The sequence below is a fragment of the Streptomyces sp. NPDC050619 genome (assembly GCF_040654815.1).
Lineage (GTDB): Bacteria > Actinomycetota > Actinomycetes > Streptomycetales > Streptomycetaceae > Streptomyces.
This window is the reverse complement of sequence record NZ_JBFAIR010000055.1, coordinates 31,495-54,748: the sequence shown is the minus strand read 5'-3', so window position 1 is coordinate 54,748 and position 23,254 is coordinate 31,495. Positions and strand designations below refer to the sequence as shown.

The window sequence follows — 23,254 nt, the reverse complement described above, 5'->3', positions numbered from 1 at the left end:
GTCCAGCTGCAAGGCGGAGGAGGGAGTCGACGCGATGGGGGTCCCCCCGCTCGAGCGAAGCCGAGAGTGGGGGAGTCGGCGAGTGACGACAACGCCGCAGATGGACGCACCAGACCCCGCGTCTGCGGCATGATCCGCCGGACAGCCCCTAGCCCGTCACCGGTCCAGCCCCCGATCACACCGCCCCGCCCCGCCTGGTCGCATCGCACCCGGCAGGCGGGGCACCACTGTGCAACCCCGTGAAATCAAAGGGATAACGTACGTCGACATGGCCACAACCGCAGTGGAGCGCCCCGCGCCCAGGGGCACAACTAAGGCCCGTCGGCGGCGGGTTGTGGGTTTGGGCATGCTTGTGGTGATCCTTGTGGTCACGGGGGCGGTGTCGTTGGCCGTCGGGGCGCGCGCGTTGAGTCCCGCCGAGGTGTGGCACGGCTTGTTCGCGGCGCCGGACTCCGATCAGCGGCTCACCGAGATCAGGCTCATCGTGCAGACCGTGCGGGTACCCCGGACGGTGCTCGCGATCGTGGCCGGCATCGCGCTGGGGGTCGGCGGGTCGTTGATCCAGGGGTACACACGCAACCCGATCGCGGACACGGGCTTGCTGGGGGTGAACGCCGGTGCCTCGTTCGCCGTGGTGTCGGTGATCGCCGTGTTCGGGTTCGCCAACCCGTTCCAGTACGTCTGGTTCGCCTTCTTGGGAGCGGCGGTCGCCGGTGTCGTCGTGTTCGGGCTCGCGAGCATCGGCCGCGGGGCGGGCAACCCGTTGACGCTCGCACTGGCCGGGCAGGGGATCACGGTGTTCCTCGCGGCGATGACCACGGCGGTCGCGCTGTCGGACCAGGAGTCGCTGAACGCGCTGCGGTTCTGGAACGCGGGCTCCGTGGCCGGCGTCGGATTCGACGTCATCTGGCCGGTGACCGCGTTCATCGCGGTCGGGCTGGTGCTGGCCCTGACCACGCTGCCCACCATCAACCTGCTCAACCTGGGTGACGACGTGGCGCGGGGACTGGGAGCGAACATCGCGCTGAGCCGGACCGTCGGCATCGCCGCCATCACCCTGCTCGCGGGCGCGGCGACGGCGGCCTGCGGCCCCATCGCGTTCCTCGGGCTCATGGTGGCCCACGTGGCCCGGTATCTGACCGGTCCCGACTATCGCTGGCTGGTGCCGTACGCGGGTCTGCTCGGCGCCATCGTTTTGCTGGTCTGCGACATCGTGGGGCGACTGGTGGTGCGGCCGGGCGAGTTGGACGCGGGTGTCGTCGTCGCCCTCCTCGGTGCCCCGTTCTTCGCGGTTCTGGTGTGGCGCGGAAAGTTCAAGAACGCATGAACGGGACAGATGTGAAGCCGGACGGGACAGACGTGAAGCCATCGGTGGCCCCGGGCGTGCGGCTCGGCCACATGTCGTTCGTATGGCGGCCCTGGATCGTGTCCGTCACGCTGCTGCTGGCGGCGGCGACCTTCCTCGTGTTCTGCGTGTCCATCAGCATCGGGGACTTCTCCATCGGCCTGCCCCAGGTCATCGCCACGATCTTCGGCGGCGGTGAGCGGGTCGACGAGTTCGTGATCATGGACCTGCGGATGCCGCGCGCCCTGGCCGGGCTCGTCGTGGGAATCGCGCTCGGGGTGTCCGGGGCGATCACGCAGTCCATCGCGCGCAATCCGCTGGCCAGCCCGGACATCCTGGGGATCACCGGGGGCGCCAGCGCGGTCTCGGTGTTCCTGGTGACGGTGTCGGGTGGCGCCTCCGCGGCGATCGTCGACGCTGTCGGCCTGTCCGCGGCGGCGCTCGCCGGCGGTCTCGGCACAGGTCTGCTGGTGTACTTCCTGGCGTGGCGGCGCGGGATCGACGGCTTCCGCCTCATCCTCATCGGCATCTCCGTGAGCGCCGTGATGGAGGCGATCACGACCTGGCTGCTGGTCACGGCCGACATCAGGGACGTGGCCCGGGCCCAGGCGTGGCTGGTCGGCTCGCTGGACAACCGGTCGTGGGACGAGGTCTGGGTGGCGTTCTGGGGCACGCTCGCCCTCCTGGTCGTCGTGGCGTGTGTCGCCTTCCAGTTCAAGCCGCTGCACTTCGGCGACGAGGTCGCCGCGGGCCTGGGCGTCCGGTACTCGATGGTGCGGGCCGTCCTGCTGCTGTGCGCGGTCCTGCTGGCCGCCGTGGCGGTGAGCGCGGCGGGCCCGGTCCCGTTCGTCGCGCTGGTGGCGCCGCAGGTGGCGATGCGACTGGCGAGGTGCCCGACGCCGCCGATGGTGGCCTCCGGCCTGGTGGGAGCGTTGCTGCTGATCGGCGCGGACCTGGTCGCGCGCACGGCACTGCCGATCGGTCTCCCGGTCGGCGTGGTCACCGCCGCGATCGGCGGCCCCTTCCTTGTCTATCTGTTGGTGCGGGCGAACCTCAGATAGCTGGTACAAAGTTAGGCAAGCCTAAACGAGGGGGCCTTGTGGTCGCTCAGTCCATCACCGGGATCGAGTCCGGGGTCGATAAGACCTCACGGCTGGCAGCCAGGGGTGTCACGGTCGGGTACGGCGCCCGGAACGTCATCGACGGCCTCGACGTGGCGATACCCCCAGGCGTGATCACCACGATCATCGGCCCCAACGGCTGCGGAAAGTCGACCCTGTTGCGGACCCTGTCCCGGCTGCTGAAGCCGGCTCGGGGGACGGTCGTCCTTGACGGCGACGACATCGTCAAGCTCCGGACCAGGGACGTGGCGAAGAAGCTCGGCCTGCTGCCCCAGGCGCCGGTCGCGCCCGAGGGGCTGACGGTGTCCGACCTGGTCGCCAGGGGCCGCCATCCGCACCAGAGCTGGCTGCGGCAGTGGTCCTCGGACGACGCCGCCGTCGTGGAGCGCGCGCTGGCCATGACCGGGGTGTCCGACCTGGCCGACCGTCCGGTCGACTCGCTGTCCGGCGGGCAACGTCAGCGCGTCTGGATCTCGATGACCCTGGCTCAGGGCACCGACCTGCTGCTCCTGGACGAGCCGACCACCTACCTGGACCTGGCGCACGCGATCGACGTGCTCGACCTGGTGGACGACCTGCACGAGTCGGGGTGCACCGTGGTGATGGTGCTGCACGATCTCAATCTGGCCACGCGCTACAGCGACAACCTCATCGTGATGAGGGAGGGGTCGATCCTGGCGCAGGGGCATCCGCGTGACGTGATCACCGCCGAGTTGCTCCACGAGGCGTTCGGACTGCGCGCGAAAGTGATCGACGACCCGGTGGGCGACCGGCCGCTCATCGTGCCGATCGGCCGTACGCACGTCCAACTTGGCTAGGTCGTCATAAAGTTGTGATGGTTAGGCTAGGCTAACCTCACTTACGCGCGATAAGGTTTGCCTGCCCTTGAGACGGGGGCGCAGGGACAGCGCGAAAGTAAGGGATGTCGGATGCTCCTCCATCGAATGACGCTCAAGAGATCTCGGCGGCGGTTGGCGGCGATCTTGTCCGCCGCGGCTCTCGGCGTCGGTCTCCTTGCGGGATGCGGTTCCGACGACTCGGCGGACGAGTCGAGCGACACGGCTCCGGCCGCCGCCGCGGGCGCGTTCCCGGTCACCGTGGAGCACGCCTTCGGCTCCACGGAGGTCACCAAGGCCCCCAAGCGGGTCGTCTCCGTCGGCTACACCGACGACCAGACCATCCTGGCCTTCGGCATCAAGCCGGTCGGCATGGTCGACCAGTACCCGAACCCGGCGGGCCAGAGCCCCGACGTCAACACCCAGTGGCCCTGGGTGAAGGACAAGTGGGGCGACACCAAGCCCGAGGTCATCATGAGCAACGGGGACTCCGGTCCCAACTACGAGAAGATCGCCGCCCTGCGGCCGGACCTGATCATCGCGGTCTACTCCGAGATCGACCAGGCCGCCTACGACAAGCTCTCCCAGATCGCCCCGACGGTGGGCCGTACCAAGGCCGAGAAGGAGCCGTTCAGCGCGCCCTGGCAGGACAACGCGCTGCACATCGCCAAGGCGCTCGGCAAGGCCGAGGAGGGCGAGAAGATGGTGCAGGGCATCCAGGACCAGATGGACGCGGCCAAGAAGGCGCACCCCGAGTTCGCGGACCAGACCGCCGTCGCGTTGTCCTGGTACGAGGACTCCGTGGCGCCGTTCACCTCCACCGACGTGCGCGGACGGCTGTTGACGGGCATCGGCTTCAAGTACCAGACCGAGATCGACAAGGTCGCGGACGGCAGCTTCTACACCAAGCTCTCCCCGGAGCGCGTCGACCTGGTCGACGTCGACCACATCTTCGTCATCAACGACAAGGCGGACACGGCGGCGTTGAAGAAGTTCAAGCTGTTCGCCAACCTGGACGCCGTGAAGAACGGCAAGGTGTCGTACCTGCTGGACAGCGAGGGCCCGGCGGTCGGCGCGGCCATCTCCCAGGGCACCCTGCTGTCGATGCCGTACGCGATCGACGAGCTCGTCAAGTCGGCCGGCTAGGTGTGAGCACCACCGACACACGCGTCGCCCCGTCGACTCTGCGCACGGCGACCGGACGCGAGGCCACCCGATGGGTCGCGGCACACAGCCGCGAGGTGCCATGGCTGACGGTCGCCACCGTGCTCACCACGGTGGCCGGGGCGGCGCTCCAGGTGCTCCCGGTGCTGCTGCTCGGCCGGGTGGTCGACGGGGTGGTCGAGGGTGAATCGCGCTCGGTCCTGGTCACGGTCGGGGCGTGGATGGTGGCCGCCGCACTGCTCGGCGCGGCGGCCACCGCGGTGTCGACCTACCTGATCGGGCGGCTGGGCGCGGATCTGCTCGCGCGGCTGCGGGAAGGCGCCGTCCGGGCAGTGCTGGGCATGCCCAGCGCACGGATCGAGCAGGTCGGCCGCGGAGATGTGCTGTCCAGGGTCGGTGACGACGTGGCCGTGCTCTCCAACGGCATCCGCACGGCCGTCCCCACGGTGTTCTCGGCGGGAGTGCTGGTCACCATCGCCACGGCCGGCATGTTCGGCCTCGACTGGCGGCTCGGCCTGGCGGGCGCCGGCGCGCTGCCGGCGTACGCGCTGGCCCTGCGCTGGTATCTGCCCCGGTCGGCCCCGCTCTACCGGAAGCAGCGGGCGGCCCAGGCCGACCGGGCGCAGGCGTTGATCAGCGGTCTCAACGGGATCGACACGGTCCGGGCGTACCGCCTCGAGGGAGCCTTCCGCGAGAAGGTCACCCATGAGTCCTGGCGGGTGCGCGACCTGGGCATCGAGGTGTTCCGGTTCTTCGGCCGGTTCGTCGGCAGGGAGAACCGCGCCGAGTTCATCGGGCTCGTCCTGATCATCGTGGTGGGGTACGCCCTGCTGGAGGCCGATGCCGCCAGCCTGGGCGAGGTGTCGGCGGCCCCGCTGATGTTCCACCGGCTGTTCACCCCGCTGGGCCTCATCATGTTCACCTTCGACGAGGCGCAGAAGTCGGGTGCGAGCCTGACCCGCCTGGTCGGGGTGCTGGGGGAGGACGCGGAGGACCGGCTGGTGGGAGACGAGGCCGTCGCGCCGGCGGACGTCGCGCCGTACGCGGTGACGGTGCGGGGGCTGACCTTCAGCTATCCCGGCACCGAGGAGCCGGTCCTGAGGGATGTCGACCTGACGATCCCGGCGGGCGGTTCGCTCGCGCTGGTCGGGGCGACGGGCGCCGGCAAGACGACCCTGGCCGCGCTGATCGCGGGCATCGGGACCCCGCAGTCCGGATCGGTGCGGGTCGGATCGACCGACCTCGCCGGTCTGGACGAGGCCGGGGCGCGGGCCTTGGTGAGCATCCTGACGCAGGAGACGCACGTGTTCTCCGGTGCGCTCGCCGACGACCTGCGGCTGGCCGCGCCGGAAGCGACCGAGCCCGAGCTGATGGACGCGCTGCGCACGGTCGGCGCCGACGCCTGGGTCGAGGCACTGCCCGAGGGCCTGAACACCCTGGTCGGCGAGGGCGGCGAGCGCCTGGACGTCACCAAGGTCGCCCAGATCGCCCTGGCCCGGCTGGTGCTCGGCCGGGCGCCGGTGGTCGTCCTCGACGAGTCGACCGCGGAGGCGGGCAGCGAGGGCGCCGCCGCGCTGGAGCGGGCCGTGCTGGCCGCGTGCGCGGGCCGGACCACGTTGTTCGTGGCGCACCGGCTGACCCAGGCGATGGCGGCGGACCGGATCGCCGTGCTGGACGCGGGACGCGTGGTGGAGCAGGGCACGCACGAGGAGTTGGTGGCTCTGGGCGGCCGGTACGCGCGGCTGTGGCGGGCGTGGCGAGAAGGTAGTTAGGTAACCCTAAGTTAGGCTGGGCTAACTTCGTACCTGGAAAGGGCGTTGAGTCTTCGATGTTGGATCCGAGCGCTCGTCTCGTACTGCTTTCTCCCGCGCGACTGGCCGACGTGCGCCGGCGAACCGGCGACTATTCCGACCGGACCATCACCGAAGCGTGTGCCATCGGGCTCTCGTACTGGGCGACGGGCCGGAGCCCCGAGGGCATCGACCTCACCCCCGGCACGCTGTTCGCTGATGTCCTCGGGTGGGTCGACAACGGCGGGGCCGGACCCGGCGATCGGGAGGTCGGCGCGGATGGCGGGGGTGGTGCGGCCGGTGGGGATGGTGCGGCCGGCTGGAGCATCGCCGTCCCGGAAGGCGTCGCGCCGGCCGACGCGCAGCTCGCGCTGGACGACCTGGCCGACTTCCCGGACCGGCCCCTCGGCACCATCGGCCCGTCCGGCGTGGCGGCCAGGCTCGAGGCCCTGGCCGAGTGGAACGACACCGACGCCGACCGCCTCCGCCCGACCATCGTGGAGATGTTCCGCGAACAGGCGCGGACCAGGCCGGACGCCGTCGCCGTCGTCGACGAGACCCGATCACTGACCTACCGTCAGGCAGCGGAGCTCTCCAGCCAGTTGGCCCACCACCTGATCGAACGCGGGCTCACCGCCGAACAGGTCGTCGGCATCTCCCTGGGCCGCTGTGCCGACATGGTGATCGGGCTGCTCGGCGTGCTCCAGGCGGGGTGCGCGTTCGTGCCGCTCGATCCGCAGTGGCCCGCCGCGCGCCGAGCCGTCGTGATCGACGACGCCCGGGTCGTGGTGCAGCTCAACGACTCGGGCGAGCACGACCCGGGTGAACCGGAAGCGGTGGCCGTCGACCTCGGCGACTGGCGGTTCGGTTCCTACCCGGCGCAGGGGACAGGGGTCACCGTCCCCGGCAACGCCCTGGCCTACGTCATCTTCACGTCGGGCTCGACCGGGCGGCCCAAGGGCGCGATGATCCGCCACGAGGCGATCAGCGAGCGCCTGCTGTGGCAGGTCGACGAGATCCTGGGCTTCGGCCACGACGACGCCTCGCTGTTCAAGGCGCCGCTGTCCTTCGACATCTCCATCAACGAGATCTTCCTGCCGCTGGTGTGCGGCGGCAGGCTGGTGGTCCTGCGGCCCGGCGGCGAACGCGACCCGCACCACCTGCTGAGCGTGATCGCCGAACACCGCGTCACCTTCACCTACCTGGTGTCGTCCATGCTGGACGTACTGCTGGACATCGCCGGCGACTCCGGGCAGTTGGACAGCCTGCGGCACGTGTGGTGCGGCGGCGAGGTGCTGACCCCGGAGCTGTACGAGCGGTTCCGCACCCGGCTCGACATCCCCATGTACCACGGCTACGGCCCGGCCGAGACGACGATCGGTGTCTCGCACGTCATCTACCGGGGCGCGGCGGAACGCCTGTCGACGTCGATCGGCAAGGCCAACCCCAACACCCAGCTGTACGTGCTGGACGACGAGTTGCGCCCGGTCCCGGTCGGAGTCGGCGGCGAGCTGTACGTGGGCGGGTTCCTCCTGGGGCGCGGGTACGTCAACGCGCCCGGCCTCACGGCGTCCCGATTCGTGGCGAACCCCTTCGCCGCGGACGGCTCCCGGCTGTACCGGACCGGTGACCTCGCCCGGTTCGCCCCGGACGGGTCGTTGGACTTCCTCGGCCGGGCCGACAACCAGATCAAGATCCGCGGTATGCGGCTGGAGATCGAGGACGTCGAGGTCGGTCTCGCCGAGCACCCCGGGGTACGGCACACCTGCGTCGTAGCGAAGAAGAACACGGCGGGCGGCACTTACCTGGTGGGGTACGTCATCCCGGCCGCCGGGAGCGAGGACCTGCGGGCGGACGAGGTCAAGGCGTGGGCGGCGGCGCACATGGTGGAGTACATGGTGCCCGCCCACCTCGTCGTGCTGAAGGAGTTCCCGCTCACCGCGAACGGCAAGCTCGACCGGAACGCCCTGCCGGAGCCCGCGATCGGGACGGGCTCGCTCATACCGCCCACCACCGAGAACGAGCGCGCGGTGTGCTCGGCGGTCGCCGCGGTGCTGCGGCTGGACGTGGACGAGGTCGGTGTCGACCAGGACTTCTTCCAGCTCGGCGGAGACAGCATTCTGGCGATCTCGCTGCTGAGCGCGCTGCGCGAGGCGGGTCTCTACGTCACGGCACGGCAGATCTTCGCCCACAGCACCGTGGGGGCGCTGGCGGCGGTGGCGAGCCGTGAGGACGTCTCCACCGTGGACCGCGGCGATGTCGCGACCGGGTCCGTCGTGGGATCGCCCATCGTGCAGTGGCTCGGCGAGACCACGGACGCCATCGACGGGTTCGTACAGTCGGTGGTGCTGAACACCCCGTCGGACCTGACCGCCGCCGCCCTCGACGAGATCCTCGCCGCCGTGGTCGGACGGCACGACATGCTGCGCGCCAAGCTGGTGCGCGGCGACCGGTGGAGCTTCGACATCCCGGAGGCGGGCCAGGCCGCAGCCGGATGGAAGGAGAGCGACCGGCCGCTCGACGAGTGCGTGGCGCTCGCCACCGACGGACTGGACCCGGCGGGCGGTGTGATGCTGCGTGCCGTCTGGCGCCGCGAGGCACGCCAACTCGTCCTGGTCGCCCATCACGTGGTGATCGACGGCGTGTCCTGGCGGGTTCTGATGGAGGACCTGGCCACCGCCTGGCGGCAGTTCTCCTCGGGCGTGCCCATCGAACTGCCCCCGGTGGGCACGTCGTTCCGGCGCTGGACGCAGTTGCTGGAGCGCGTGGCGTTCGACGCGGACAGCTCCTACTACTGGCGTCCCCTGCCGGGAGCGGACGGGCCGTTGGGCAGGCGTGCGCTGTCCGAAGCCGACACCGTCGCGCGGGAGCGGGTGCGCACCGTCTCGGTCGGCCCCGAGGTCACGGCCGCGCTGCTGGGGGAGATACCCGCGAAGTTCCACGCGGGTGTCAACGACGTCCTGCTGACCGCGCTCGCCGTCACCCTCGCCCGGTGGCGCCGCGACCTCGGGCAGGACCAGACGTTCGCGCACATCGAACTCGAAGGCCACGGCCGAGAAGGACAGTTCGTGGCGGGCACCGCCGGCTTCGAGCCGGAACTGTCGCGGACCGTGAGCTGGTTCACCACCCTGTTCCCGGTGACCGTGGACCCCGGCGCGGGGACCGACTTCACCGCGTCCGCCTACCTGGCCGCCGCGCTCAAGGCGGTCAAGGAAGACCTCGCCCGGGTGCCGGACAACGGCGTCTCCTACGGTGCTCTGCGCTACCTGACCCAGGTCGAGTTCGACGCGCCCGCACCGCAGGTGCTGTTCAACTACCTGGGCCGCTTCGACGCGGGCGCGTCCGGGGACTGGCAACTCGCTGGCGCGACCGGCCAGCTGGGGGAGAAGCGCGACCCGAGGATGCGCCTGCCGCGCGCCCTGGAGTTCAACGCGATCGCCGAACCGGCCTCGACCGGCGGCGAGTACGAGCTGGTCACCGCCATCTCCTGGCCCGACGGGATGTTCACCGACGAGGACATCACGACGCTCGGCGACTACTTCCGTGTGGCCCTGGCCGGGCTGGCCGCGCTCGACCAGGGCGGCCACTCGCCCAGCGACTTCGGCCTGGTGCCGCTCACGCAGGCCGATGTCGACGCCCTGGACGGCCCGGCCGTGCGGGACATCCTGCCGTTGACCCCGTTGCAGGAGGGCCTGTACTTCCACTCGGTCTTCGACGACGACTCGGCGGGCGCCTACGTCGAGCAGCAACTGCTCACGCTGGACGGCGAGGTGGACGCCGACCGGCTCGCCGCGGCGGCCACCCGCCTGCTCACCCTGTACCCGAACCTGGCCGCGCGGTTCGTGGCGCTGACCAACGGCCGTGTGGTCTCGGTCCTGGAGAGCGGCGTGCAGGCGCCCTTCACCACGCTGGACCGCCCCGGCATCACCGACGCCGAGATCCGCGAGTACGCCGAGCGGGACCGCCGCGCCGGGTTCGACCTGGCCACCGGCCCGCTGATGCGGTACACGCTCATCCGCGCGGGCTCCGGCCGAAACGTCCTGGTGCAGACCGTGCACCACATCATCGCCGACGGCTGGTCGGTGCCGCCGATGCTGCGCGCGCTGCTGGCCGAGTACCACGCGCCGGGGACCGTGTACGCGCTCGGCGGCTTCCCCGACTACGTGCGCTGGCTCGCCGGACGCGACGACGACGAGAGCGACCGCGTCTGGCGCGATCAGCTCGCCGAGCTGCCCGGCCCCTCGCTGGTCGCCGAGGGGCACACCCCGTCCGACCGGTTCGCCGACACCGCCGTAGAGCCGGGGGACGACATCGACACGGCCGCCCGCTCGGCCGGCGTGCCGCTGAGCGTGGCCGTGCACAGCGCCTGGGCGGTGACGCTGGGCGGCCTCCTCCAGGGCACGGACGTCGTGTTCGGTTCCACGGTGTCCGGGCGTGACGCGGACGTCCCCGGCATCGAGAACATGGTGGGTCTGTTCATCAACACGATTCCCGTACGCGCCCGTTGGGACGCCACGACCACTTCCCGCGACCTGCTCGCCGCCCTGCGGGAACACCAGAGCGCCGTGCTGCCGCACCAGCATGTCTCGCTGGCGCGGATCGGCCGCGAGGCCGGCGCGGGTTCCATGTTCGACACCCTGGTGGTGTTCGACGTGGCGACCGATGTGGACGGTCTGCGCGAGCCCGGCCATGAGCTGGTCATCACCGACATCGTGAACGAGGGCGCTCCGCACTACCCGTTGACGCTGGTGGTGGAGCGCGCGCTCGACGGTCGTCCCCGCTTCAACCTGATCTACGACGGCGAGCTCCTGCGGGAGGCGAGCGCCCAGGCGATCCTGCGCACGTTCAGCGAGACCCTCACCGGTCTGCTCTCCCGGCCGGACGCCCTGGTCGACGACCTGGCGCCGGAAGGTGAGCCCGCGCGGATCACCCCGACGACCCTGGGTGACCTGTTCGACGCCGCCGCGCACCGCGATCCTGCCGCCACCGCCGTCACCCAGTGCTCTCTCGACGGCGGTACCCGCTCACTGACGTACGGCGAACTGGCCGACGCGAAGAACGAGTTGGCGTCGGTCCTGCGCGCGGCCGGTGTCCGGCCGGGCAAGCGGGTCGCGGTCGCCGTCCCGCGCTCCGTCGAGCAGGTCGTCGCCCTCGTCGCGATCGTCACCGCGGGCGGCGCGTACGTGCCGCTGGACCTGGCGTACCCGGACGAACGGCTGGAGTACATCGTCGCCGACGCCGCCCCGCAGGTCGTACTCGTGGCCGCTGAGCAGCGGGACCGCTTCACGGAACTCCTGGCCCGGGCGGGCGTGCCGGCCCGCGTGCTCGTACAGGGGGACGAGCTGTCGCCGGCCACCACTGATGCCCCCGAGCCCGAGGTCGGCTGGCACGACCCCGCGTACGTGATCTACACGTCCGGATCGACGGGCCGGCCCAAGGGGGTCGTCGTCCCGCACTCCAGCGTGGTGGCGCTGCTCGCGAACACCCGGCCCGACATGGACTTCGGCCCCCACGACGTATGGGTCCAGTTCCACTCCTTCTCCTTCGACTTCGCCGTCTGGGAGCTGTGGGGCGCGCTGGCGCACGGCGGTGAGCTGCTGGTGCCGGAGTACGGGCTGACCCGCTCCCCCGTCGACTTCCACCGGCTGGTCCGCGAGCGCGGAGTGACCGTGCTCAACCAGACCCCGTCGGCGTTCTACCAGTTCATCGAGGCCGACCGGCATGCCGACGAGCCGGTCACCGCACTGCGCCGGATCATCTTCGGCGGCGAGGCGCTGGAACTCGGGCGGCTGCGGGGCTGGGTCGAGCGGCACGGCACCGCTTCGCCCGAGCTGATCAACATGTACGGCATCACCGAGACCACCGTCCATGTCACCCACCGGGTGCTGACCGACGAGGACTTCGAGCCCGGCGAAGACGTCAGCCCGATCGGCTCTCCGATACCCGGCCTGGCCACCTACCTGCTCGACGACCGGCTCCGGCCGGTGCCGCCGGGTCGGGTGGGCGCCATCTACGTCGCCGGCGACCAGGTGTCGCTCGGCTACCTGGGCAGGCCGGGGCTCACGGCGGGCCGGTTCGTGGCGAACCCGTTCGCCGGCGACGGCTCCCGCATGTACCACACGGGCGACCTGGCCCGCCGTACGCTCGACGGCGAGCTGGAGTTCGCGGGGCGTGCCGACGACCAGGTCCAACTCAAGGGTTTCCGGATCGAGTTGGGCGAGGTGGAGGCCGCGGTCAGAGAACTCGACGGTGTGGTCGATGTGGCCGTCACCGTTGCGGACAGCGGTGATCACCTGGTCGCGCACGTCGTGGGCCGGGTGCCTGGTGACTTCGCCGAGTCGCTGTCCGCGAAGCTGCCCGCGCACATGGTGCCGGGGCGGGTGCTGCCGGTTGACGCGCTGCCGTTGACGGTCAACGGCAAGCTGGACCGCAAGGCCCTGATCGAGCGGGCGGGGAACGGCGCGACCAGCCACGACGCACTCGCAGACGAAGACGCCCCCATGGACGCACTTCCTGCGCTCGTCGACATCTTCACCCAAACCCTGTCCGGCGCAGCCGTGGACGCCGACACCGACTTCTTCCGTGCCGGAGGCGACAGCATCGTCGCCATCACCGTGATCAACCGGGCCAGGGCGCTCGGCCTGCCGATCGCGCCACGGGACGTGTTCCTGTTCAGGACACCGCGCGCGCTCGCCGAACACCTCGGAACAAGCACACCGCAGGCCTCCACGTCCGCAGTCGCCCGCCGCGAGGACGGCCCGCTGACGCCGACGCCCATCATCCTGCGCCAGCGCGAACTGGGCGGATCACTCGCCCGGTTCGCCCAGGCCAGGTCGCTGCTGGCCCCCGAGGGCACCGGGTTCGCCGACGCCGAGCGCGCCGCGAACGCCGTCGTGGCCGCGCACCCGGCCCTCCGGCTGCGGCTGCGCGTCGAGCACGGGGTGTGGGCACTGCGCACCGAGCCCGCCGCCCGCGAGGTCACCGTCGTAAGGACGGACGCGACCGACGCGACGGCGGCAGCGAACGAAGCCGCCGGACGGCTCGATCCCGAGTCCGGGGACGTCGTCGCGTTCTCGTGGCTGGAGGCGAGCCGCACCCTCGTGGTCACCGTGCACCACCTCGCCGTCGACTCGGTGTCCTGGCTGGTCCTGCTGGCCGACCTGGCCGCCGCCCTGCGCGGAGCGGCGTTGGCACCGCCGACCACGTCCTACGCCGAGTACGCCGAAGCGCTGACGCTCCAGCCCGCCCATGCGCTCGACGACCTCGGGCACTGGCTCACCACGCTCCAGGCACCCCCGCTGCTGCCGGCGGTCGAGGGGCTGCGCGAGACCACGGTCGTACTCGCTCCCGAGGCGAGCGATCGCGTGACGCGTACCGCGCCCTCCGCACTCGGCGTCGGTCTCACCGAGTTGCTGTGCGGCGCGCTGCGCACCGCGCTGACGCAGATCCAGCCGTCGCCGACCGATCTCGCGATCGAACTCGAGCGGCACGGCAGGGTCCCGGTCCTGGAACACCACGACTACACGCGCACGGTCGGCTGGTTCACCTCCATCGCGCCCGTGCGGCTCACGGCGCACGCCGACCCCGTCACGGCGGCGCGTGAGGTCGCCGAACGCCAGCCGGACGAGCGCGGACACGTCGCCTACGGCCAACTCCGTTACCTCAACCCGCAGACGGCCCCGCTGCTGAACGCCCGCCCGCAGGTGCTGTTCAACTACCTCGGCAGGGGCAGCGAGTCCCAGGCGCTGCACATCACGGGCGGCGACCAGGGCAGCCGCAGCCCGTACGCCGTCGAGGTCAACGCGTGGACCGACGCGGCGACCGGAAGCCTGCACGCGGCCTTCACCCTCGCCGAGGGCATCCCCGACGAGATCACCGAGCACTGGCGCGGCGCACTGGAACGTATCGCCGACGTCTCCGCGACGGCCGAGCGCACGGCACCGGTCACCCCGCTCCAGCGGGGCCTGTTCTTCCAGGCCCAGATGGCGGGCTCGGCCGGACACTACGTCGCGCAGAGCTGGTTCACCTTCGACCGGCGCCTGGACACCGACGCGCTGGCCGAGGCGATGGCGTACGTGATCGCGCGGCACCCGGTCGTGGGCGCGGGCTTCACCACCGACGACGACGGAAACCCGGTTCAGGTTCTCAGCGCGGGGCGGCAAGTCGCCGTCCGTACGGTCGGGTTGGGGACCGAGACGGAGGTCGAAGGCCTGCGTGCCCGGGACCGCGACACCGGATTCGACCCGGGGCAGCCGCCGCTGATCCGGCTGACCGTGGTGCGCCTGCCCGGCGACCGCGACGGCCTGCTGCTGAGTTACCACCTGCTGCTGTGGGACGGCTGGTCCCGCGAGATCGTGCTGCGGGACCTGTTCGACGCCTATGAGGCCGTCGTCGCGGGCGAGCCTTGGCAAGCCGCCCCCGCCACGCCGAGCTTCGAGGACTACGCCCGGGCGCTCGACGCCAAGGACACCGCCGTATCGGAACGCTTCTGGGCGGAGCACCTGGCCGGCCTCCCCGGCCCGACCCTGCTCGCCGGACCGGCGCCGGCCCTTTCCGACGACCTGCCGCGCACGCTCGTACACACCCTCTCCGCCGAACAGTCGGACCTGCTGCGGGAAGCGGCCAGGGTGCACGGCGTCACGCTGAACTCGGTGCTGACCGGCGCTTTCGGCCTCCTCCTCGGCGCACACACGGGCCGCAGTGACGCCGTGTTCGGCGTGACCGTCTCCGGCCGGGAGGGCGAGGGCCTGGGCGACGTCGTCGGCGTACTGCTCAACACCGTGCCCATGTGGACGCGGGCACGGCCGGACGCCACGGTCCGGGAATACCTGACGGCCGTACAGACGGCCCGGGTCGAGGCGATGGAGCACGAGCACCTCGGGCTCGGCGAGATCCAGCGGGCCAGCGGTCACGACACCCTGTTCGACAACCTGTTCGTGCTCCAGAACTTCCTGGACATGGACGCGTTCGCCGAGATGAACACCAGGCACGGCATCACCTCGGTGAAGGCGGACGACTCCACGCACTATCCGTTCACCTGGGTCGTCACGCCCGGCGACCGGCTCACGGTCAAGCTGGAGCACCGCGACGACGACACCGCGAACGCCCGTCGTCTCCTCGACGACTACCTGCGCGTGCTCGAAGACCTGGCCCGGTCGACCGGGCCGGTCGGTGCGCTGCCGGGGTTGGGGGCGCGGCCCTCGCGGGAAGCGCGTACGGACGTCGGCACGGACACCGTCGTCGACCGGTTCGACCAGGCGGCGGACCGCGACCCGCGGCGCGTCGCGCTCGTCGCCCACGGCGAGACCATGACCTTCGCGGGGCTCCGGGACCGCAGCCGCGCGGTGGCGGGCGTCCTCGCCCGGCGCGGCATCGGCCCCGAGACGACCGTGGGCCTCGCGATCCCGCGCTCCCTCGACTCGATCGTGGCGCTGTTCGCCGTACTGCGCGTCGGCGCCGCGTACGTGCCGCTGGAGCTGGACCACCCGGACGAGCGGATCGCCGCGATCGTCGCGGACGCCCGCCCGGACGTGATCCTCACCGTGAGCGCGGTATCGCCCCGACTGACCGGCGATCTCATCGAGTTGGACCGCCCCCTGCCCGCTGCCGAGCCCTTCGTGACGTTCACGCCGGACGACCCGAACCGCCTGCGGCACCCCGCGTACACGATCTACACCTCCGGATCGACCGGGAAGCCCAAGGGCGTGGTGACCGAGTACGCCGGTCTCACCAACATGCTGATCAACCATCAGCGCCGGATCTTCGAGCCGGTGCTGGCGGAGCACGGACACCGGGTCTTCCGGATCGCGCACACCGTGTCGTTCGCGTTCGACATGTCGTGGGAGGAACTGCTGTGGCTCGCCGACGGCCACGAGGTGCACGTCTGCGACGAGGAACTGCGGCGTGACGCACCCCGGTTGGTCGAGTACTGCCTCGAGCACGGCATCGACGTCATCAACGTGACCCCGACCTACGCGCAACAGCTCGTCGCCGAGGGCCTGTTGGACAATCCGGCACGGCGGCCGGCACTGGTGCTGCTGGGCGGCGAGGCCGTCACCCCCACGCTGTGGCAGCGGCTCGCCGAGACCGAGGGGACGGTCGGCTACAACCTGTACGGGCCCACCGAGTACACCATCAACACCCTCGGCGTCGGCACCTTCGAGTGCCAGGACCCGGTGGTGGGCGTGGCCATCGACAACACGGATGTGTACGTGCTGGATCCGTGGCTGAGGCCACTGCCCGACGGGGTTCCGGGTGAGTTGTACGTGTCGGGCATCGGCATCGCGCGCGGCTATCTCGGGCAGCCCGCCCAGACCGCGCACCGCTTCGTCGCCTGCCCGTTCGGCGCACCCGGCGAGCGCATGTACCGCACCGGGGACCTGGTGATCCGGCGGCCCGACGGCAACCTGATGTACCTGGGCCGCACCGACCAGCAGGTCAAGATCCGGGGCCACCGGGTCGAACTCGGCGAAGTCGAGGCCGTGTTCGCGGCGCACCCGGCGGTGCGGTTCGTCGCCGCGGTCGCCCAGCCCGATCCGCAGGTCGATGGGGCGTACCGGCTGGCCGCCTATCTGGTGCTGGACGGGGAGGAGTTGGCCACGGTCGCTGCCGAAGTCGGCGCAGGGCTGCCGGACTTCCTGCGCCCGACGCACTATGCCGAGGTCGACAGCATCCCGCTGACGGTGAACGGGAAGGCTGACACGAAGGCGCTGCCGGAGGCCAAGCCGCTGGGCGCACTGACCACGGCGGGGGAGCGCGGCCCGCAGACCGAGACCGAGACCACGGTGTGCGAGTTCTTCGCCGAGGCACTGGACCTGGACGACGACGAGGTGAGCGCGGTGAGCGACTTCGTGTCCCTCGGAGGACACTCCATGCTGGCGGTGCGGCTGAACGGGCTGCTCCGCCGAGAGTACGGTCCAGTGATCACGATCCGTGACCTGTTCACCCTGCGAACCCCGGAAGCGATTGCCCGCCACCTCGATGACCAACGTGACGACCACCTCGATGACCACGCCGATGACAACTCCTGACACGCGGAGGCCCCGCCCGGGGTCCGACATCCTCCGGACGGCACTGCGCCGCAATGTCGGCGCGATGGTCTGGGGCACCGTCCTCATGGGCCTGTACCAGGCCGGCGAGACCGCGTTCCCCATCGCGCTCGGCCTGATCGTCGAATACACGCTGCAAGACCGCAGCCTCGGCTCGCTCGGCCTGGCGATCGCCGCGTTGGCCGTGATCATCACGACCGTGTCGCTGTCGTGGCGGTTCGGGATGCGCGTCCTTCAGAAGGCCAACACGACCGAGGCGCACCGCTGGCGGGTGCGGGTCGCGGCCTGCGGACTCCAGCCGGTGGCCAGGGACGTCGACCTCAAGTCCGGCGAGGTGCTGACCATCGCCACCGAGGACGCCGACCAGACCGCCGACATCATCGAGGTCGTACCGCTGCTGATCAGCTCGCTCGTCGCGGTGCTGGTCGCGGCGGTCGCGCTGGGCCTGGCCGACGTCCGGCTCGGCCTGCTGGTGATCGTGGGAACCGCCGCGATCCTGTCGATCCTGAGCGTGATGTCCAAGCGGATCGGCTCCAGCACCCAGGAACAGCAGGCCCGGGTGGCGCGGGCGGGCGCGAAGGTCGCCGACCTGATCATCGGCCTGCGCCCGCTGCACGGCTTCGGCGGCAACCACGCGGCGTTCCGGTCCTACCGGAAGGTCAGCACGGAGGCGAAGCACCAGGCGATCACCGTCGCCCGGGTGAACGGCGTGTACGCGGGCACCGCTCTGGCCCTCAACGCGGTCCTCGCCGCCGCCGTGACGCTGACGGCGGGCTGGCTGGCGTTCGAGGGCCAGGTGACCATCGGGGAGCTCGTCATGGCCGTAGGCCTGGCGCAGTTCATCATGGAACCGCTCAAGCTGTTCTCCGAGATGCCCAAGTACGTGATGATGGCGCGCGCGTCGGCCGAGCGGATGGCGCTGGTGCTGACCGCGCCGCCGGTGACGACACCGGGGCCGCAGCGCCCGGCCCCGGGCGGCGACCTCGAGATCGACTGCGTCCGGTACGAGTCCCTGCGCAAGCTGAAGTTCCAGGTGTCCGCCGGCGAGTTCGTGGCGATCGCCGCCTACCAGCCGCGCGCGGCGGCCGACTTCGCGTCGATCCTGGCCGTGAACGTGCCGCCCGGCGCGTACGAGGGTGTGGTGCGGGTCGGCGGGCAGGAGCTCGCGGACCTGTCGATCGAGGCGGTCCGCGAGCACCTGCTGGTGAACCCGTACGACGGGGAGATCTTCGCGGGCACCCTCCGCACGAACATCGACCCGTCCGGCACCAGCCGGATGATCCCCGAGGCCGTCGAAGCGTCCATGCTGACCGACGTCGTCGCCCTCCACCGGGACGGGCTCGACTACGCCGTCCGCGACCGGGGCGCGAACCTTTCCGGGGGCCAGCGCCAGCGACTGTCCCTGGCTCGCGCGCTGGCCGCCGACACCGACATCCTCGTCCTGCACAACCCGACCACAGCCGTCGACGCGGTCACCGAACAGCTCATCGCACGGAACATCGCGGAGCTACGCCGGGGCCGCACGACTGTCGTGATCACCAGTAGCCCGGCCCTCCTGGATGCCGCTGACCGGGTGCTGGTCCTGGACGAGGGCGTCATCACGGCAGAGGACACGCATAGGAACCTGCTGGCCACGGACGAGGCGTACTGCTCGGCGGTGGCCAGGTGAAGCGCCCTTAGGGGCGCGGGGAACGGCGCGACCAGCCCCCACCGGGCCCGCAGACAATCACCGTGCTCCCAGCAGAGCGCTCACGCGAGGGCCCAGGCCACATCCCTGAGCAGGGCGTGTCGCCACCCCACCCGGTCATGGCCGGAGGCCGACCGCGAAACCCGCACCGCCGCACCGGCCTGCTCGACCAGGCCCTCGACCGCCTCACAGTGGGGCAACATCTCCCTCTCGTGTTCCCCCACGTCGAACGCGACCCGCAGCCCGGACAGATCGGGCCGCTCCCGCAGGCGCGCGGCGACGGCACCGCCGACCGCCCCGCCCAACGGGTCGGCCAGACCCATCGCATCGGGCGTCCACCAGAACGACCCCGACTGGCAGGCCACCCGCGACACCAGCTCCGGGAACTCCAGCGCCGCGTACACCGCGCTCAGCCCACCCAGACTCTGCCCGGCGACCACCAGCCGGTCCAGGTCGGCGGCCACGCCGGATTCCCCCACCAGCGGCAGCAGTTCGTCCCGGACCGCCTCCCACAGCTCGGGCCTGCACGCGAACTCGGCCTCCCTGTCCTTGGCCGGCAGGAAGACGAGCGTGACCGGGGGCATCTCGCCGCTGGCGACCGCCGAGTCGAACGCGGCCATGGCCGGGTGCAGATACAGCCAGTCGTCCCCGTCGAGCAGCAGCACCACCGGTCCGCCGCCGCCCACCGGGTGGACCCGCACGGTGCGCCGCCCGCCGAGCCGTTCGCCGGCCCAACGGATCCGGGTGCGCGGCAGGGGCAGTACGACGTCGGTGCCGGCGCCGATGACGGGCCAGTGCGGCTGGGCCGGGGCGTCCGGGGTCGCGGCGATGGACCGGTCGCCGCCCGCACCGACCGGGTTGAACGGGTCGGCGTACGCCGCGTCGCCCGCGAGGAACTGGTAGGTCACCCGCAGCCGCGCGGGCATGCGCACCTCGGCGTACCAGCAGTCCGTGTCGCCCCACCGGCGCAGGGGCACCGGATCCGACCAGCTCTCGAAGCCGATGCTCGCCGCTTCGGGCCCGCGCCGCAGGAACAGGGTCACCCAACCGTCGCCGTCGGGTATCGACGCGGGTGTCCGTACGGTCGCCCAGAACTCCTCGGTGCCGGGTGCGCCGGGCAGCCCGTACGCGACGAAGGTGTCTTCCCCCACCAACTTCATGAACGTCTCCTTGTGGAGCGGAAAGCGAGAAGGCTAAGGTCGTTTTTAATTAGGCGAGCCTAACCTAATTCCCCAGGAGGCAACCGCACATGAGCACCAATCCCTTCGACGACACCGACGGCCGTTTCCTCGTCCTCGTGAACGACGAGGGCCAGCACTCGCTCTGGCCGTCCTTCGCCGAGGTGCCCGGGGGGTGGACGATCGTCTTCGCGGAGAACACCCGAGAGGCATGCCTGGACTTCATCGAGGCGCACTGGACCGATCTGCGGCCCCGATCCCTCGCGGAGTCCATGGACGCCTGACCCCGCGCAGGGCGATCGACAGCCCGCTGGATCAGGCCGCCCACCGGAAGACCGCCGGCCTTCACCTGTCCGTGGGTTCAGGTGAGGGCGGCCGCCAGGCAGGCGAAGGCGGCGATGATGACGGCGACGCGGACGTAGTGCCAGCGGTCCCAGCGCTTCATCTGCTCCTTCCAGTCGGCCGGCCGGCTGCCGGCGGTCCACGTCTTGACCCTGTTGTTGATCGGGACGAGCACCAGGACCGACATGAGCACGCTGACGATCAGCAGCGCGGCGGCGGTCACGACGAGGCCGGTGCCGTCGTCGTCCCATCCGGCGACGGCCCAGACCCCGACGAGGACGAGCGAGCCGATGTACCAGAACGGCATCACGGCGCCGCCCAGTCGGGCCCCGTGGACGCGGCCGCGCAGGCCGTTGTCGCCGGGGAGTGCGTTGAGGATCGGGTTGCTGAAGAAGGGGACGGAGAACTCCACCCCCACCATCACGCCGACGACCACGATGGTGACGACCTCAAGTGCATTGAGCATGATGCCCTCTCCAGGAATCTAGCGCTGCTAGCTGATGAGGCAACGCTAGCTCTACTGCCGCTCGATTGTCTAGCGGTGCTAGGATCGAATCATGTCGGTACAGGAACGCAAGGAGCGCGAACGGGCGGGCCGCGAGCGCCTCATCGTGGCCACGGCCCGCGAACTCGCCGAGCAGCAGGGCTGGGACGCGGTCACCACCCGGCGGCTCGCCGAACGCATCGAATACAGCCAGCCCGTCCTCTACAGCCACTTCCGCGGCAAGCGCGAGATCATCGGCGCCGTCGCTCTGCAGGGCGCTTCCGAGATGGCCGTGGCGATGCGGGCCGCGACCGCCGCCGCCGACGGCCCCCGCGCCCGGGTCACCGCGCTGGCCCGTGCCTACCTCGCCTTCGCCGAACGCCATCCGGCGGTCTACGACGCCCTGTTCCAGCTCGACGGCGGCCTGGCGTACGCGCAGGAGGACACCCCCGAACCGTTGAAGGACGCCTTCGCCGCGCTGCTGGAGTGCCTCAGCGAGGTCGCCGGGGACGGCGTCCACCCGGGGCTGTTCACCGAGACGTTCTGGGCGGCCCTGCACGGACTGGCCACCCTGACCCGGACGCGACGGCTCCCGCCGGAGGACACCGAGCGCAGGGTGGAACTGCTGGTGGACCGGCTCGCCATGCTCTGACACACCGCCCAGCGGGTGCATTCTCGTGGAGCCTCGCTCGGTGTCGTGGTGCGGGTATTCCAGGAAGGGACTCTGGCCGGTCCTCGCCGCGCAGTCTGTGCCCGGTGGTCGATGAGGAGAGGCCGCCGCAGCGCTCAAGAGGGACAGCGCGGAACCCGCGACCTGCTGGTGTCACCCGTCAGGGTGACGGACGGGTGTTGCCCGTCCGCCAGGTGCGACGGGGCCATTCGGGTGGGGCACAGTGAGGCCCGTTCACAGCACGGCACGATCAGAAAGGGCTGGCTGTCATGACGCTGGCACCGCTGCATCCCTTCGACCATGCCTTCCTGGCCACGATGCACAGCTACTCCGGTGCCAGATGGGACTGCGTGGCCCTCTTTCACCTCGACGGGCCCGCACCGAACCTGGAGGATCTCCGCGCACAGGTCGACGCCGGAATGCGGGAAATGCCCTTTCTCACCCAGCGCCTCCCCCTGCCCGGCACAAGCACGGCCCGGTACTCCGAGACCAGCCGGACGGCGCAGGTGGAGCAGATCGTCACCGGGTCCGCCTCGGAGATGAGCTCAGCGCTGGAGGCCGCCCTGGATGCCTCTCCGCTCCCGGACGGTGTCCCCTGGAGGCTGTGGTCGGTCAGTTCCCCTGGAAGCGATCACTGGATCGCGGGCTATCAGTGGCATCACGGCTACCAGGACGGCCTGGCCGGAACGCGGGCGGCCCTGAACCTGCTGGGACTTCGCGATCCAGGCCGGCCGGGCAAGCGGTCGCGGCGGATTTCCTGGCACACGTACGCGGTCGCAGCGCTCACTTTCGCCGGGAAATGTGCCGCGGACCTGATGCGGGCCCGCTTCTACGGACCGGCCGCGCGCGTGCGCCTGGCGGGCGAGGCCGGCCCCGCACACAGGGTGCGGGTCCCGCTGCGGCGCCTGGAGGCGATCGCCGCTGCGGGAGGCGGTACCGTCAACGACGTCCATGTGGCGGCCACCGGCTCGGCCCTGGCGGCCTGGGCCGCCCGCGAGGATGTCACGCTGGTGCAGATGCCGCTGCTCGTGCCCATGGACGTCCGGCGCCACGACGAAGAACAGGCCCACGGCAACCGGCTGTTCTACCTGCGCATGGCACTGCCCTGCCGAAAGGACGTCACTGCCGCGCAGCGGCTCGCGTTCGTCACCGAGGCATCCAACCGGGCCAAGCGGCGGCACTGGCGCCGCATCGCGCAGGACTTCATCCGCGTGGTACCGCGTCGGCTGGCGTGCAGGATGGTGCCGATGTTCGTGGCACCGGGATTCACCGCCGCGGTGGTCAGCAGCTTGGTCTGTCCCGGCCAGGAGGGCACGGTGACCCGTTTCACCGGGCGCGGGGCACTGGTGCCGGGACACTTGATGTTCGCCGTCATGGGCGTGCTGGGCGACCAGGTGGAGGTGAGCTTCCAGCTTGATCAAGCCCTGTCCGGCGCCGGACAGCTTCCGAAGCTGTGGTTGGCGGCAGTCGAGGAACTCGAACAGGCCGTGCTCACTGAGATTCCCGCGCCGGCAAGAGCGGCGGACAGCGGGCCGCAGGTGTCTTCCGCGGCGGGATAGCACCTGTGCGCGGACCGAGATCAGGGCCTC

Annotated in this window: 12 protein-coding genes; 10 read left to right on the top strand and 2 right to left on the bottom strand. The window is 70.9% G+C overall.

Features of this window, described 5'->3' with window-relative positions; all coding sequences use genetic code 11:
• The first annotated feature begins 268 nt into the window (after nucleotides 1-268).
• The 7 genes from AB0I77_RS48845 (at nucleotide 269) to AB0I77_RS48815 (ending at nucleotide 18,973) form a co-directional block, all read left to right on the top strand.
• Nucleotides 269-1,327: an iron ABC transporter permease gene (locus AB0I77_RS48845; protein ID WP_363289448.1), complete on the top strand. Its 1,059-nt coding sequence runs from the start codon at nucleotides 269-271 to the stop codon at nucleotides 1,325-1,327.
• Nucleotides 1,324-2,406 (top strand): iron chelate uptake ABC transporter family permease subunit, encoded by a 1,083-nt coding sequence (locus AB0I77_RS48840; protein ID WP_363289447.1) that lies wholly within the window; start codon nucleotides 1,324-1,326, stop codon nucleotides 2,404-2,406. The genes AB0I77_RS48845 and AB0I77_RS48840 overlap by 4 nt, the downstream gene beginning before the upstream one ends.
• 38 nt (nucleotides 2,407-2,444) lie before the next feature.
• Entirely contained in the window at nucleotides 2,445-3,284 is an 840-nt protein-coding gene (locus tag AB0I77_RS48835) for an ABC transporter ATP-binding protein (protein WP_363289446.1), read from the top strand.
• Nucleotides 3,285-3,395: 111 nt separating this feature from the next.
• Entirely contained in the window at nucleotides 3,396-4,448 is a 1,053-nt protein-coding gene (locus AB0I77_RS48830; RefSeq protein WP_363289445.1) for an iron-siderophore ABC transporter substrate-binding protein, read from the top strand.
• Nucleotides 4,449-4,450: 2 nt separating this feature from the next.
• Nucleotides 4,451-6,238 carry an ABC transporter ATP-binding protein gene (locus AB0I77_RS48825; protein WP_363289444.1) on the top strand — a complete coding sequence of 596 codons (1,788 nt, stop codon included), beginning with the start codon at nucleotides 4,451-4,453 and terminating at the stop codon, nucleotides 6,236-6,238.
• A 56-nt stretch (nucleotides 6,239-6,294) separates the two neighbouring features.
• Nucleotides 6,295-17,286 (top strand): amino acid adenylation domain-containing protein, encoded by a 10,992-nt coding sequence (locus AB0I77_RS48820; RefSeq protein WP_363289443.1) that lies wholly within the window; start codon nucleotides 6,295-6,297, stop codon nucleotides 17,284-17,286.
• Entirely contained in the window at nucleotides 17,273-18,973 is a 1,701-nt protein-coding gene (locus tag AB0I77_RS48815) for an ABC transporter ATP-binding protein (RefSeq protein ID WP_363289442.1), read from the top strand. Before AB0I77_RS48820 ends, AB0I77_RS48815 begins: the two co-directional genes overlap by 14 nt.
• A gap of 80 nt (nucleotides 18,974-19,053) precedes the next feature.
• Here the strand turns inward: AB0I77_RS48815 and AB0I77_RS48810 are convergent, their stop codons facing one another.
• A complete protein-coding gene (locus tag AB0I77_RS48810; protein WP_363289441.1) occupies nucleotides 19,054-20,151 on the bottom strand; it encodes an alpha/beta hydrolase-fold protein in 1,098 nt (365 codons plus the stop codon).
• A gap of 89 nt (nucleotides 20,152-20,240) precedes the next feature.
• Between AB0I77_RS48810 and AB0I77_RS48805 the strand changes: the two genes are divergently transcribed.
• Nucleotides 20,241-20,453, top strand: coding sequence for an MbtH family protein (locus AB0I77_RS48805; RefSeq protein WP_363289440.1), 213 nt, complete (start codon nucleotides 20,241-20,243; stop codon nucleotides 20,451-20,453).
• 77 nt (nucleotides 20,454-20,530) lie between these two features.
• On the opposite strand, the gene AB0I77_RS48800 is transcribed toward AB0I77_RS48805, so the two are convergent.
• Complete coding sequence (locus AB0I77_RS48800; RefSeq protein ID WP_363289439.1) at nucleotides 20,531-20,977, bottom strand: DUF1772 domain-containing protein; 447 nt, start codon at nucleotides 20,975-20,977, stop codon at nucleotides 20,531-20,533.
• 91 nt (nucleotides 20,978-21,068) lie between these two features.
• Between AB0I77_RS48800 and AB0I77_RS48795 the strand changes: the two genes are divergently transcribed.
• Together AB0I77_RS48795 and AB0I77_RS48790 are read left to right on the top strand one after the other, a co-directional pair.
• Nucleotides 21,069-21,647, top strand: a complete 579-nt coding sequence (locus AB0I77_RS48795; RefSeq protein WP_363289438.1) for a TetR/AcrR family transcriptional regulator — start codon at nucleotides 21,069-21,071, stop codon at nucleotides 21,645-21,647.
• A gap of 287 nt (nucleotides 21,648-21,934) precedes the next feature.
• A complete protein-coding gene (locus AB0I77_RS48790) occupies nucleotides 21,935-23,224 on the top strand; it encodes a hypothetical protein (RefSeq protein WP_363289437.1) in 1,290 nt (429 codons plus the stop codon).
• Nucleotides 23,225-23,254 lie beyond the last annotated feature (30 nt).